This window comes from Roseateles sp., from assembly GCF_039595595.1.
Lineage (GTDB): Bacteria > Pseudomonadota > Gammaproteobacteria > Burkholderiales > Burkholderiaceae_C > Roseateles.
Map to the genome: position 1 here is coordinate 17884 of NZ_JBCNLG010000007.1, position 13811 is coordinate 31694.

The following is a 13811-nucleotide window of genomic DNA, read 5'->3' on the forward strand; positions in this document are numbered from 1 at the left end:
CTCTCTTGTCGCTCTTGCCTGGCGTGCCGTGGACCGGCTTACTTCTCGGCGTCCACGAGGCCCTTCACGAACCATCGCTGCATCAGCACCACGACCAGCGCCGGCGGGATCATCGCCAGCATCGCGGTGGCCATGATGACGTTCCAGTCGTTGGCCGCGTCGCCGCCGCCGATCATCCGCTTGATGCCGATGACCACGGGGTACATGCTCTCGTCGGTGGTGACCAGCAGCGGCCACAGGTACTGGTTCCAGCCGTAGATGAACTGGATCACGAAGAGCGCCGCGATGCTGGTGCGCGACAGCGGCAGCAGCACGTCGCGGAAGAAGCGCAGCGGCCCAGCGCCGTCGATGCGCGCGGCCTCGACCAGCTCGTCGGGCACGGTCAGGAAGAACTGCCGGAACAGGAAGGTCGCCGTCGCCGAGGCGATCAGCGGCACCGTCAGGCCGGCATAGCTGTTGAGCATCTTCAGGTCGGAGACGACCTGGTAGGTCGGCCCGATGCGCACCTCCACCGGCAGCATCAGCGTGACGAAGATGGCCCAGAAGAAGAAATTGCGCGCCGGGAAGCGGAAGTAGACGATCGCGAAGGCCGACAGCAGCGAGATCGCGATCTTGCCCAGCGCGATGACCATCGCGCAGACGAAGCTGATCCACATCATCTGGCCCACCGGCGCCTTCGAGCCGGCGCCGTTGCTGCCGAACAGCGCCGCCGAATAGGTCTCCAGCAGATGCCCGCCCGGCAGCAGCGGCATCGGGGCCTGGACGATCTCCGCGGCGGTGTGCGTCGAGGCGACGAAGGCGATGTACAGCGGGAACGCGACGATCAGCACGCCGAGCACCAGGACCAGGTGCGACAGCATCGTGAGGGCGGGGCGGCGCTCGACCATGTCAGTACTGCACCTTCTTTTCGACGAAACGGAACTGGAGCACGGTCAGCGTGATCACGATGGCCATCAGCACGACGCTCTGCGCGGCCGAGCCGCCCAGGTCCAGCGCCTTGAAGCCGTCGTAGTAGACCTTGTAGACGAGGATGGCGGTGTCCTTGCCGGGGCCGCCCTGGGTGGCCGCGTCGATGATGCCGAAGGTGTCGAAGAACGCGTAGACCACGTTGATCACCAGCAGGAAGAACGAGGTCGGCGACAGCAGCGGGAAGGTGATGGTCCAGAAGCGGCGCCAGGGGCCGGCGCCGTCGATCGCGGCGGCCTCGATGAGCGACTTGGGAATGGACTGCAGCCCCGCCAGGAAGAACAGGAAGTTGTAGGAGACCTGCTTCCACACCGCCGCCATCACGACCAGCGCCATGGCCTGCTCAGGGTCCAGCAGGTGGTTCCAGGCGATGCCCAGGCGCTGCAAGCCGTAGGCGACCACGCCGATGGACGGTGCGAACATGAACAGCCACAGCACGCCCGCGATCGCCGGCGCCACCGCGTAGGGCCAGATCAGCAGCGTCTTGTAGACCGGCGCGCCGCGCACGACGCGGTTGGCCATCGTGGCCAGCAGCAGCGACACCGCCAGCCCCAGCACCGCCACCAGCAGCGAGAACACGGCCGTCGTCTTGAACGAGGCGAGGTAGCTGTCGTCCTCCAGCAGATGCTGGAAGTTGGCCAGCCCGACCCACTCGGTCGACAGGCCGAAGGCGTCCTGCTGCTGCAGGCTCTGCAGCAGCGCCTGCGCGGCCGGCCAGAAGAAGAACACGCCGATCACCAGCGCCTGCGGCGCCAGCAGCAGCCAGGGCAGCCAGCGCGAGCGGAACACCACGCGTTTCTGTTGGGACATCCTTGGCGTCGCCTCGATCGCGCGGGGTCAGGACTTGTTGGCCTTCTGGAAGCGCTCGAGCAGCTCGTTGCCGCGCTTGACCGCCGCATCCAGGCCGTCCTTGGGCGACTTGCGGCCGGCCCAGACCTGCTCCAGCTCCTCGTCGATGACGGTGCGGATCTGCGCGAAGTTGCCCAGCCGCACGCCGCGCGACTTGTCGGTCGTCTTGCGGATCATCTGCTGCACCGCGACGTCGGTGCCGGGGTTCTGCTTGTAGAAGCCGCTCTTCTCGGTCAGTTCGTAGGCGGCCTTGGTCACCGGCAGGTAGCCGGTGCGCTTGTGGCTGTCGGAGGCGACCTGCGCCTGCGCCAGGTACTGGAAGAACGCGGCCACGCCCTTGTACTCGGCCGGCTTCTTGCCGGACATCACCCACAGGCTGGCACCGCCGATGACGGTGTTCTGCGGCGCGCCGGGCACGTCGGGGTAGTAGGGCAGGGTCGAGATGCCGAAGTTGAACTTGGCGTTCTTCTTGACGTTGGCGTAGAGGCCGGAGGAGCCGGTCATCATTGCGCACTCGCCCGAGAAGTAGCTCGAGTCCGCGCTGTTGCCGCGGCCCTTGTAGACGAACAGCCCCTGCTTGGCCATGTTGGCCAGGTTCTCGATGTGGCGCACGTGCAGCGGCGAGTTGAACGCCAGCCGCGCATCCAGGCCGCCGAAGCCGTTGTTCTTCGTTGCGTACTCGACGTTGTGCCAGGCGGAGAAGCTCTCGAGCTGCGTCCAGCTGACCCAGCTCGTGGTGAACGGGCACTTGGAGCCCGCGGCCTTGAGCTTGGCGGCGGCGGAGGCGACTTCCGGCCAGGAGGTGGGCGGCTTCTCGGGGTCGAGGCCGGCGGCCTTGAACGCATCCTTGTTGTAGTGGAAGACCGTGGTCGAGCTGTTGAACGGGAAGCTCAGCATCTGGCCGTTGGGCGCCGTGTAATAGCCGGCGACGGCGGGGACGTAGGCGGCGTTGTCGAACTTGACGCCGGCCTGCTGCATGACCTGGCCCACCGGGACGATGGCGCCCTTGCTGGCCATCATCGTGGCGGTGCCGACTTCGAAGACCTGCAGGATGTGCGGCGCGTTGCCGGCGCGGAAGGCGGCGATGGCGCCGGCCATCGACTCGTCGTAGCTGCCCTTGTAGGTCGGGACGATCCGGTAGTCCTTCTGGCTGGCGTTGAAGTCCTTGGCCAGGTCGTTGACCCAGTCGCCGAGCGCGCCGCTCATCGAATGCCACCACTGGATCTCGGTCTGCGCCGAGGCGGCGAGGGGGGACAGCAACGCGGCCAGCGCGATCGCCGCGGCCGGCAGGGAGGTCTTGACGGGCTTCATGGGTCTCCGATGCTCGATGGGGTTGGTTTGCGCGGCGATCCGGAGCACGTCGGTGAAGACGGTCCGGCGACGGCCGGCGAGCTTATCGGGGCATTGTGACATTGGCGAACAAGGGTCCCTCCCGGGATCGCTCTCTAGATCGCTCCAGGATCGCTGCGCAGAGTCCCTTGGCCGGGATTGCCCTCTGGCGCTGGGTTAGGATTCCACCCATTGCCCAGTCCGGGCCGGCCGCTGATCGCGGCCATTCGCGAACGCCACATCCAAGCCCGTGTCCGACGGGGGCGGGGACCACAAGTCCGGGGCGCTGTCCGGACGCGGGCCCCACGCTTTTCCCCAGCCTGGCATCGGCGTTCCGCAGGGACGCCGGGTTGCCGCAACCCCGGTGCGCGAGCACCTGGCCGCCATGAACGCACCGCATCCGCCGATGCCCGCCGACCCCGCGATGGCCGGCGAAACGACCCAGCCGCACGCGACTGCCGCCCGGCTGCGCGAGATCCCGTACAACTACACCTCCTTCTCCGATCGCGAAATCGTCCTTCGCCTGCTCGGTGCCCGCGCCTGGGAGCTGTTGGACCAGTTGCGCGGCGAGCGCCAGACCGGGCGCTCGGCGCGCATGCTGTACGAGGTGCTGGGCGACATCTGGGTGGTGCAGCGCAACCCCTACCTGCAGGACGACCTGCTGGACAACCCCAAGCGCCGCGAGGCGCTGATCGGCGCGCTGCGCCATCGCCTGGGCGAAGTGCAGCGCCGCCGCCATCCCGAGGACGACGCGCAGCGCGACGCCTGGGTCGGCGAGTTGCTGACCGCGGCCGAGGCCGCCGTGGCCGCGTTCTCGCACCAGTTCGAGCAGGTGGCCGAGCTGCGCAAGCGCGCGCTCAAGGTCTTCGCGAAGACCACCGCGAAGGACAACATCAAGTTCGACGGCCTGTCGCGCGTCTCGCACGTGACCGATGCGACCGACTGGCGCGTCGAGTACCCCTTCGTCGTGCTGACGCCCGACACCGAGGCCGAGATGGCCGCGCTGGTGGCGGGCTGCTTCGAGCTCGGCCTGACGGTGATCCCGCGCGGCGGCGGCACCGGCTACACCGGCGGCGCGGTGCCGCTGGTCTGGAACAGCGCGGTGATCAACACCGAGAAGCTCGAAGCCATGCGCGGCGTCGAGATGAAGACGCTGCCCGGCGTGGAGCGCGAGGTCCCGACCATCTGGACCGAGGCCGGCGTCGTCACGCAGCGCGTGTCCGACCTGGCCGAGCTGCATGGCTTCGTGTTCGCGGTCGATCCGACCTCGGCGGAAGCGTCGTGCATTGGCGGCAACATCGCGATGAACGCCGGCGGCAAGAAGGCCGTGCTGTGGGGCACGGCGCTGGACAACCTCGCCTCGTGGCGCATGGTGACGCCGGACGCGAAGTGGCTGGAGGTGGTCCGGGTCGGACACAACCTGGGCAAGATCCATGACGTCGAGGTGGCGAGCTTCGACCTCCACTACTACGACGCCACGGGCAAGACGCTGGAGCGCACCGAGCGCCTGGACATTCCCGGCCGCACCTTCCGCAAGGAGGGCCTGGGCAAGGACGTCACCGACAAGTTCCTGGCCGGCCTGCCCGGCATCCAGAAGGAGGGCTGCGACGGCCTGATCACCAGCGCGCGCTGGATCGTGCATCGCATGCCGGCGCATGTGCGCACGGTCTGCCTGGAGTTCTTCGGCAATCCGAAGGACTGCGTGCCCTCGATCGTCGACATCAAGGACTTCATGTTCGGCGAGATGAAGAAGCCCAATGGGGCCATCCTCGCGGGCCTGGAGCATCTGGACGACCGCTATCTGAAGGCGGTCGGCTACGCGACCAAGAGCAAGCGCGGCGGGCTGCCGAAGATGGTGCTGATCGGCGACATCGTCGGCGACGACGCCGATGAGGTCGCGCGCGCCACCAGCGAAGTGGTGCGGCTGGCCAATGGCCGCTCGGGCGAGGGCTTCGTGGCCGTGAGCGCCGACGCGCGCAAGAAGTTCTGGCTGGACCGCAAGCGCACGGCGGCGATCTCCAAGCACACCAACGCGTTCAAGGTGAACGAGGACGTGGTGATCCCGCTGCCCCGCATGGGCGAGTACACGCTGGGCATCGAGCGCATCAACATCGAGCTGTCGCTGCGCAACAAGCTGGCGCTGGTCGGCGCGCTGCGCGAGTTCTTCGCCAACGGCAAGCTGCCGCTGGGCAAGAGCGACGACGCGGGCGAGATCCCCAGCGCCGAACTGCTCGAGGACCGCGTGCAGCAGGCACTGACGCTGCTGGACGGGGTCGAGCGCCAGTGGCGTCAGTGGATGCAGGAACTCGACGTCGAGCGCGACGGCGAACGCTCGTTCTTCGAGCAACTGCAGGACTACACGCTGCGCGCGAGCTGGAAGCGGCAGATCCTCAAGCCGCTGCAGGACGTGTTCGCGGGCGCCTCGTTCGCGCCGATCCTGGACGAGTGCAAGCGCATCCACAAGGAGGTGCTGCGCGGCCGGGTGTGGGTGGCGCTGCACATGCATGCCGGCGACGGCAATGTGCACACCAACATCCCGGTGAACTCCGACAACTACGAGATGCTGCAGACCGCGCACGAGGCGGTGGCGCGGATCATGACGCTGGCGCGCTCGCTGGACGGCGTGATCTCGGGCGAGCACGGCATCGGCATCACCAAGCTGGAGTTCCTCAACGACGAGGAACTGGCGGGCTTCGCCGGCTACAAGGCCAAGGTCGACCCGGAAGGGCGCTTCAACAAGGGCAAGCTGCTGCGGCCCGGCACCGGCGGCCATGGCAGCCAGAACACCTTCGCCGACCTGACCAACGCCTACACGCCCAGCTTCGGTCTGATGGGACACGAGTCGCTGATCATGCAGCAGAGCGACATCGGCGCGATCAGCGAGTCCATCAAGGACTGCCTGCGCTGCGGCAAGTGCAAGCCGGTCTGCGCGACGCACGTGCCGCGCGCCAACCTGCTCTACAGCCCGCGCAACAAGATCCTGGCGACCTCGCTGCTGGTCGAGGCCTTCCTCTACGAGGAGCAGACCCGCCGCGGCGTGTCGATCAAGCATTGGGAGGAATTCGAGGACGTGGCCGATCACTGCACGGTGTGCCACAAGTGCGTGAATCCGTGCCCGGTGAAGATCGACTTCGGCGACGTCACGATGAACATGCGCAATCTGCTGCGCAAGATGGGCAAGAAGAGCTTCAGGCCCGGCAACGCGGCCGCGATGCTGATGCTCAACGCGACCAATCCGGAGACGATCAAGGTCGCGCGCGCGGCGATGGTCGGTGTCGGCTTCAAGGCGCAGCGCCTGGCCAACAGCCTGCTCAAGCGCGTCGCGCGCAAGCAGACCGGCGCGCCGCCGGCCACGGTCGGCACCGCGCCCGTCAAGGAGCAGGTGATCCACTTCATCAACAAGAAGCTGCCGGGCGGATTGCCGAAGAAGACGGCGCGCGCGCTGCTCGACATCGAGGACAAGAACTACGTCCCGATCATCCGCAATCCGCAGAAGACGTCCGCCGATGCGGAGGCCGTCTTCTACTTCCCGGGCTGCGGCTCGGAGCGGCTGTTCAGCCAGGTCGGGCTGGCGACGCAGGCGATGCTCTGGCATGCGGGCGTGCAGACGGTGCTGCCGCCGGGCTACCTGTGCTGCGGGTATCCGCAGCGGGGATCGGGTCAGTTCGACAAGGCCGAGCAGATCATCACGGACAACCGCGTGCTGTTCCATCGCGTGGCCAACACGCTGAACTACCTCGACATCAAGACGGTGGTGGTCAGCTGCGGCACCTGCTATGACCAGCTGCAGGGCTACAAATTCGAGGAGATCTTCCCCGGCTGCCGCATCGTCGACATCCATGAATACCTGCTGGAGAAGGGCATCCAGCTCGATTCGAAGCAGGCGTATCTCTATCACGACCCCTGCCACTCGCCGATGAAGCTGCAGGAGCCGATGAAGACGGTGAAGGCGCTGGTCGGGCCGGAGGTGATGAAGAGCGAGCGCTGCTGCGGCGAGAGCGGCACGTTGGGCGTGACGCGGCCGGACGTGTCGACGCAGGTGCGCTTCCGCAAGGAAGAGGAACTGCGCAAGGCGGAGGCGCAGCTGCGCTCGGCGGGGAAGGTGGGCGCGCAGGAGAACCTGAAGATCCTCACCAGCTGCCCGTCCTGCCTGCAGGGCCTGAGCCGCTACGGCGGCGACCTGCAGAACGGGCTGCTCGAGGCGGACTACATCGTCGTCGAGATGGCGCGCAAGATCCTGGGCGAGCACTGGATGCCCGAGTACGTGGCCAAGGCCAACAACGGCGGCATCGAGCGCGTGCTCGTGTGATGCCTGTTCCCTCACCCCCTGTCGGGGGCGAGGGAGTTGCTCGGAGCGGCGGAACGGCGGTCGCGCGCGCTCCCGGGTTCAGACCCTGAACTGCCCGACCTGCGCCACCAGCCGGTGCGCCTGCTCCCGCAGGCTTTCAGCGGCGGCCGTGCTTTCCTCGACCAGCGCCGCGTTCTGCTGCGTGCCCTGGTCGAGCTGGGCCACCGCGCCGTTGATGCGCGTCACGCCCTGCGACTGCTCGCGCGCCGCGGTCGAGATCTCGCCAATGATGTCGGTCACCCGGCGCACGCTGGACACGATGTCGCGCATCGCCTCGCCGGTATCCCCGACCAGCTTCGCGCCCGACTCCACACGTTCACCGCTGGCCGTGATCAGCCCCTTGATCTGCTTGGCCGCCTCCGCGCTGCGCTGCGCGAGCTGACGCACTTCCGACGCGACCACCGCGAAGCCGCGGCCCTGCTCGCCGGCGCGCGCCGCCTCGACGGCCGCGTTCAGCGCCAGGATGTTGGTCTGGAACGCGATCGAGTCGATGGTGCCGATGATGTCGCCGATCTGGCGGCTGGCGGCGCTGATCTCGTCCATGGTCGTGACGACCTGCGCCACCACCTGGCCGCCGCGCTGCGCGGCGCGGTCCGACTCGCCCACCAGCGAGTGCGCCTGCGCGGCCGACGCCGCGGTCTGGCTCATGGAGCTCGCCAGTTCCTCCAGCGCCGAGGCCGTCTCCTGCAGATGGCTGGCCGACTGCTCGGTCCGCGACGACAGATCCCGGCTGCCCGCGGCGACTTCCGCCGACGCCGTGCCGATGCTGTCCGACGCCTGGCGCACCTCGTTGATGGTGCGCGACAGCTGCAGCCGCATGCGCTCGATGCCGTCGGCCAGCGCGCCCAGGTCATCCTGCTGACGCACGCTCACCGGCCGGGTCAGGTCGCCCGCGGCGACCGCGCCCACGGCCTCGTTGAGGTCGGCGAGCGGCTGCCCGACCCAGCGGCCCAGCATCCACGTCACGCCCACGCCCAGCAGCACCACCGTGGCGAGCATCAATCCCCACAGCACCCACAGCGTCGTGTTGTGCGCCGCCAGCGCCTGCGCGCGCGAGGCTTCGGCCACCACCCACCAGCCGGTCGCTTCCGACTTGCGCGCCACCGCGAAGGCGTCCTGGTACTTCTCGCCGTAGACCGCCTGGACCTGTTCCAGCACGCCGTCCTTGTCGCCGGTCAGCGTCTTGACCAGTTGCTCCGCCTGATCGGCCGGCATGACCTCGGACAGCTTCTTCCCCTGGGCGCGCGGATGCGCGCGCAGCAGCGCGTCGGCCGGGGTCTTGCCGGGGTCGAGCAGATACAGGCCGCCGCTCTCGTAGAGCTTGACCGCGTCGGCCATCTTCACCAGCTCCTGCTGCAGCCCGCGCATGTCGAAGCCGATGTACAGGACGCCCACCGTCTTGCCGCCCGCGTCCTTGATCGGCGAATAGCGCGTCATGTAGGGGACCTTGAACAGCGTCGCCGGGCCGACATAGGTCTCGCCGGCCGACACGCGCGCATAGGCCGCGCCCGCGCGGTCCAGCGTGGTCCCAACGGCGCGCGAGCCGTCCTCCTTCTTCACCGAGGTCGTGACGCGGATGAAGTCGTCCGTGCCCTTGCGCGCGAAGATCGTCGCGTTGCCGCCGGTCAGCCGCGTGAAGCGATCCACCGCGTCGAAATTGCCGTTGAGCTTCTGGCCGTTGAAGGCCAGTTCGCCATCGCCCTCCAGCGTGAACGCGCCGCCGGCGAAGTCGCCAGCCAGCACGTCGTAGAGCCGGTTGGCCGACTCGCGCGCCGTGCGGTCCAGCGCGTCGGCCACGCGCGCGACCGAGGCGGCCTCGGCGGACATGTAGTCCAGCGTGCGCTGCTGCGCCTGCTTCGTCAGCACCCAGGACAGGGTGCCGCAGATGATGATCAGCAGCGCCGCGATGGCGGCGCTCGACCAGAGGGAAACGCGACGGGCCACCGTCGCGCGCACGGCGTTGTTGTTGTTCATGACTGGCGGCCCCGGGGCGAAGCGGGGCGGGAGTGACAGGGGTCCCCTAGCGCGTCGTTGTCGTTTTGTCTTTGCGCTTTGTCAGACTTTATTCGCCTGGAAGGGAATCGGGTCTGTTTCGCCTACCGCCCTTCGAGGGTTAACCCGAGTTATTGCCGCTGCTCGTGAAGTAATGCGCGGCTCGCCCATCGCTTGACGTTTACGTCACTCGGCCGTGATGCCCCGGTTGTGGATCAACGCATGCCACTTCTGCGTCTCCGCCTGGATGAAGCGGGCGAGCGAGGCGGCGTCACCGGGCGCGACTTCCAGGCCGAAGTCCTCCAGCCGCCCCTTCAGCTCGGGCTGGCCCAGCGCCTTCGCGAGTTCCGCGCCCAGCCGCGCCACGATGGGCTCCGGCGTGCCTTTGGGGACGAACAGGCCCTGCCAGGCGCTGACGTCGACGCCGCTCACCCCGAGCTCCTCGAAGCTGGGCACCTCGGGCAGCGCCGCGATGCGGCGCGGCGCCAGCACCGCCAGCGCCTTGAGCTTGCCGGCGCGCAGGTGGGGCAGGGCGGCGGCCGTGTCGAGGATGCCCATCGGCACGACGCCGGCGATCAGGTCCTGGGTCGAGAACGCCGTGCCGCGATAGGGCACGTGGACGATGTAGCTGTGGGTGCGGTCCTTCAGCAGCTCCATCGCCAGGTGATGCGGGCTCCCGATGCCGGGCGAGGCATAGCTGTACTTGCCGGGCCTGGCCTTGACCGCCTCGAGCCACTGCTTCGCCGACGCGAAGCCAGCGCCGGGATTGACCACCAGCAGCAGCGGGAAGCGCGCCATGAAGCCCACCGGCGCGAAGTCGCCCGGCGAGTAGGGCAGCTTCTTGTAGAGCGCGCTGTTGAAGACCATCGCGCCGTTGTCGCCGGTGAGCAGGGTGTAGCCGTCGGGCGGCGACTTGGCGGCGTTGTCGGTGCCGATGATGCCGGCCGCGCCGGGCCGGTTGTCGATGACCAGGGTCTGGCCGAGCGCCTTGCCCAGCACTGGCGCGAGCTGGCGCGCCAGGAAGTCGGAGCCGCCGCCGGCCGGATAGGCCACCACCCAGCGGATCGGCTTGGAGGGCCATGCATCGGCACGCGCCGGTCCGGACCAGCCCAGCGCCATGGCCGCCGAGCCCGCGGCTCCGGACATCAACAGACTGCGGCGGACGGGGTCGATCGTGCGAGCGGACATGGATGGGTCTCCTGTGGGAAGCGGCCAGCATAGCCAGCCGCGCCCCGGAGCCGCTCGGGCACTATCCCGCAGTCGCCCACGCCATCGCTCTCGCGATCGCGATTGCCGTCGCCACCGTGGCGAGGCGGCGCTCTCAGCGGCCCTCGACCATCGCGGCGCTGGCCGCCATGCCGGCGGCGCCCGCGGCCGGGGGCGCCAGCTCGATCAGCGCGACACGCTGGTCGATGTCGCCGGCCGAGGCCTGGTTGCGGAAGGAGATCTGCATCACGTAGAGCGTGTCGCGCGCCGGGCCCGAGCACTGCAGCTCGCGCACCGCGCGCTGGACGTCGCGGCGGTAGACCCACGGGCCCTTGGCCTGCGCGACCTCGCTGACGGTGTTGCCGTTGAGGCGGAAGCTCACCGTGGACACGCCCTCGGCGCCATGCAGGTACTGGGTCCGCGCGAGCTTGTCGCCGAGCGCCTGATCGATGCCGGGACAGCTGGCGCGGACGTCGGTGCGGGGCAGCTCGCCGGGGCGGCGGCCGGAGATCTCGACGCGCTGCAGGTCGTCGGGCGCGGCCTGCGCGGCGCCGGCGGCCAGCACGGCAAGGAGCGCGCCGAATGTGGCGCGGACGAGGGTCGTGTGGAAGGGGCGGTGGGTCGCTTGCATGGTCGTGCTCCTGAGGACTGAGGGACCGTCGCGGCCCGCGTCGGTGCGGCCTGTCGTATCGGTCTTTTTTCAGCGTAGGCATCGCAGGTCCGGCGACCAAGCGACGAGCGACCAAGCGTCGAAGGCGAGGACCGGAGCGCAGGAAACGCGCGACGAAACGCAGCCGGGAGCGACGGCCTGGAACTGGACTTTCCCCAGTATCCATGGGGCCAAAAGTCATGCATGACCTTGAGCGGCGCGCCGCGCGGCGACGCGATGACAAGACCTGTCCCCGCGCGTCGAGCCTCGATGAAGCCATCGATGAAGCCGGCGAGCCATGACTTCCGCGGCGACGTGCCGGAAGGCATGGGTCCGCAATGGCACGGGGCCCGCCACGCTTCACGGCGCGCGGGCCCCGACCGGGATCAGCGCGTCACCAGACCTGGATCGGATCGGCCGCCACCATCGGGTCACCGCTCTTGCAGTTGAAGGCCTTGGCGAACTCCGGCATGTTGGACATCGGCGCCAGCACGCGGTACTTGCCCGGCGAATGCGGATCGGTGCGCAACTGGTTCAGCAGCGCCGCCTCGCGCGTCTTGTTGCGCCACACCATTGCGTTGGACAGGAAGAAGCGCTGCTCCGGCGTGAAGCCGTCGATCTTCTCCGCCGCCTTGTCCGGACCGGCGCGGCGCAGCGCGTTCTGCAGCGCGTCGAAGGCGATCGGCATGCCGGCCATGTCGGAGATGTTCTCGCCCAGCGTGAGCCGCCCGTTGATGTGCGTGCCCTTGATCGGCTCATAGCGCTCGTAGAGCGCCACCACGCGGTCGGCGCGGGCCTGGTAGTGCTGCGCGTCGGCGGCGGTCCACCAGTCGTTGAGGCTGCCGATGCTGTCGAACTGGCGGCCGCGGTCGTCGAAGTGGTGGACGATCTCGTGGCCGATCACCATGCCGATGCCGCCGTAGTTCACGGCGTCGTCGGCCTTGGCGTCGAAGAAGGGCGGCTGCAGGATGCCGGCCGGGAAGGTGATCTCGTTCAGGCCGCCGGCCTGCGCGTTGACGATGTAGGGCGACATCGTCCAGCGCGTGCGGTCGCTCGGGCGGTCCAGGTCCTTGATCTGCTCGCCGTGGAACCAGGCCGCCGCGCGCAGCTGGTTGCCGGCAAAGTCCTTGGCGTCCAGCGTCAGACCGTCGTAGGCCGGCCAGGTCGCGGGCGCGCCGATCTTGGGCTGCATCGCCTCGAGCTTCTCCAGCGCCTTGACCTTGGTCTCCGGGCTCATCCACGTCAGGTTCTGGATGCGCGTCTTCATCGCGGCCTTGACGTCGCCGATCAGCAGCGTCGCGCGGCGCTGCGCCTCGGGGGAGAAGGCCTTGGCCACGAAGGCCTCGCCCAGCGCCAGGCCCAGCGGATTGCCTCCGGTGCGGCCGCCGATCAGCAGGATGACCTCCTCGTCGCGCGGCGCGTGCTGCTCCTGGCCGCCGATGGCGACACCGTGATAGTCGAAGTCGGCATCGGCGAAGGCCTTGGGCAGCCGCGCGGCGCTGTTGGACAGCACGCGCACCCGCAGGTAGGTCTGCCAGGCGGCGAGCGGGATGTGCTCCGCCATCAACGCGACGCGGGTCATGAAGTCGGGCTGGGCCACGATCAAGCGCTCGACGCCGCCGGCGCGCGTGTCGCTGCGCGTCAGCGCCTTGAGGTAGGCCTCCCAGGCCAGACCGGGCGCCTTGCCGGCCAGTTCCGGCGTCGTCATCGGGTTGTAGACCTTGAGCGGATCGCGCAGCTGCGCGCGCGGCGTGGTGGCCTCCGCCAGTTGCGCCTCGAAGCCCATCAGCGCGTCCAGCGCCGCTGGCGTGGCGTCGAAGCCGGCCGACGCCAGCAGCCGCTGCGCGTACAGCCGGTAGGCGGCGCGCAGCTTCTTGGCGATGTCGGTGTCCTTGAAGTAGTCGTCCCGGTCCGGCAGGCCCAGGCCCGATTGGCTCAGCGTGAGCACGTTCACGCGCGTGTTCTTCACGTCCGCGCGCACGGAGGCGCCCACCGGCGCGGCGATGCCCACGCGGCCCAGCTGGGCCAGGACGAAGGGCAGGTCCTCGGCCGACTTCATCGACGCGACGCGGTCCAGCAGCGGCTTCACCGGCTTGAGGCCCTGCGCCTCGATCGCGGCCAGGTCCATGCCGCTGGCGTAGTAGGCGGCCGCCTGCTTCAGGCCCGGCGTCTTGCGCAGTTCCGGCTTGGCCACCAGCTCGGCCAGCGCGGCCGCCAGCACGCGGTCGTTGTTGACGCGCAGCGCGTCGAAGCTGCCGATGCGGGTGCGCTCGGCTGGCACTTCGGTACGGGCGACCCAGGGACCATTCACGTAGTCATAGAAGTCGGCGCAGGGCGGGACGTCCGGCGAGAAGCTCGCGACGTCCAGCGCGCGGGCCGGCGAGACGGCCAGGGCGAGGCTCGAGGCGGCTGCGGCGGCAATCAGGCGTAGAGGAAACATGGTTATTTGTCACCAATGTGTGGCGAAAACGA

At 68.7% G+C, this 13811-nt stretch carries 8 protein-coding genes; 1 reads left to right on the plus strand and 7 read right to left on the minus strand.

Going from position 1 to position 13811, the window contains the following annotated elements; translation table 11 throughout:
* Positions 1-38: 38 nt before the first annotated feature.
* Genes ugpE through ugpB form a run of 3 tightly spaced genes read right to left on the minus strand, consistent with a single transcriptional unit; the run spans position 39 to position 3126 of the window.
* A complete protein-coding gene (gene ugpE, locus ABDW61_RS10850) occupies positions 39-887 on the minus strand; it encodes a sn-glycerol-3-phosphate ABC transporter permease UgpE (RefSeq protein WP_343638576.1) in 849 nt (282 codons plus the stop codon).
* Position 888: 1 nt separating this feature from the next.
* A complete protein-coding gene (gene ugpA / locus ABDW61_RS10855; RefSeq protein ID WP_343638577.1) occupies positions 889-1776 on the minus strand; it encodes a sn-glycerol-3-phosphate ABC transporter permease UgpA in 888 nt (295 codons plus the stop codon).
* 27 nt (positions 1777-1803) lie between these two features.
* Positions 1804-3126 (minus strand): sn-glycerol-3-phosphate ABC transporter substrate-binding protein UgpB, encoded by a 1323-nt coding sequence (gene ugpB / locus ABDW61_RS10860; protein WP_343638578.1) that lies wholly within the window; start codon positions 3124-3126, stop codon positions 1804-1806.
* Positions 3127-3568: 442 nt separating this feature from the next.
* On the opposite strand from ugpB, the gene ABDW61_RS10865 reads away from it, so the two are divergent.
* Positions 3569-7453 (plus strand): FAD/FMN-binding oxidoreductase, encoded by a 3885-nt coding sequence (locus ABDW61_RS10865; RefSeq protein WP_343638846.1) that lies wholly within the window; start codon positions 3569-3571, stop codon positions 7451-7453.
* A gap of 78 nt (positions 7454-7531) precedes the next feature.
* On the opposite strand, the gene ABDW61_RS10870 is transcribed toward ABDW61_RS10865, so the two are convergent.
* The 4 genes from ABDW61_RS10870 to ABDW61_RS10885 all read right to left on the minus strand — a co-directional run bounded on the left by ABDW61_RS10870 (position 7532) and on the right by ABDW61_RS10885 (position 13779).
* Complete coding sequence (locus ABDW61_RS10870; RefSeq protein ID WP_343638579.1) at positions 7532-9466, minus strand: Cache 3/Cache 2 fusion domain-containing protein; 1935 nt, start codon at positions 9464-9466, stop codon at positions 7532-7534.
* A 204-nt stretch (positions 9467-9670) separates the two neighbouring features.
* On the minus strand, positions 9671-10672 hold the full coding sequence (locus ABDW61_RS10875) for a tripartite tricarboxylate transporter substrate binding protein (RefSeq protein ID WP_343638580.1): 1002 nt from the start codon (positions 10670-10672) through the stop codon (positions 9671-9673).
* A 133-nt stretch (positions 10673-10805) separates the two neighbouring features.
* Positions 10806-11321, minus strand: coding sequence for a hypothetical protein (locus tag ABDW61_RS10880; RefSeq protein ID WP_343638581.1), 516 nt, complete (start codon positions 11319-11321; stop codon positions 10806-10808).
* A 412-nt stretch (positions 11322-11733) separates the two neighbouring features.
* Positions 11734-13779 carry a M13 family metallopeptidase gene (locus ABDW61_RS10885; protein WP_343638582.1) on the minus strand — a complete coding sequence of 682 codons (2046 nt, stop codon included), beginning with the start codon at positions 13777-13779 and terminating at the stop codon, positions 11734-11736.
* Between the last annotated feature and the right edge of the window lie 32 nt (positions 13780-13811).

Coding starts and splice junctions, on each gene's coding strand:
- ugpE (WP_343638576.1), bottom strand. CDS start 887: ATGGTCGAGCGCCGCCCCGCCCTCACGATGCTGTCGCACCTGGTCCTG.
- ugpA (WP_343638577.1), bottom strand. CDS start 1,776: ATGTCCCAACAGAAACGCGTGGTGTTCCGCTCGCGCTGGCTGCCCTGG.
- ugpB (WP_343638578.1), bottom strand. CDS start 3,126: ATGAAGCCCGTCAAGACCTCCCTGCCGGCCGCGGCGATCGCGCTGGCC.
- ABDW61_RS10865 (WP_343638846.1), top strand. CDS start 3,569: ATGGCCGGCGAAACGACCCAGCCGCACGCGACTGCCGCCCGGCTGCGC.
- ABDW61_RS10870 (WP_343638579.1), bottom strand. CDS start 9,466: ATGAACAACAACAACGCCGTGCGCGCGACGGTGGCCCGTCGCGTTTCC.
- ABDW61_RS10875 (WP_343638580.1), bottom strand. CDS start 10,672: ATGTCCGCTCGCACGATCGACCCCGTCCGCCGCAGTCTGTTGATGTCC.
- ABDW61_RS10880 (WP_343638581.1), bottom strand. CDS start 11,321: ATGCAAGCGACCCACCGCCCCTTCCACACGACCCTCGTCCGCGCCACA.
- ABDW61_RS10885 (WP_343638582.1), bottom strand. CDS start 13,779: ATGTTTCCTCTACGCCTGATTGCCGCCGCAGCCGCCTCGAGCCTCGCC.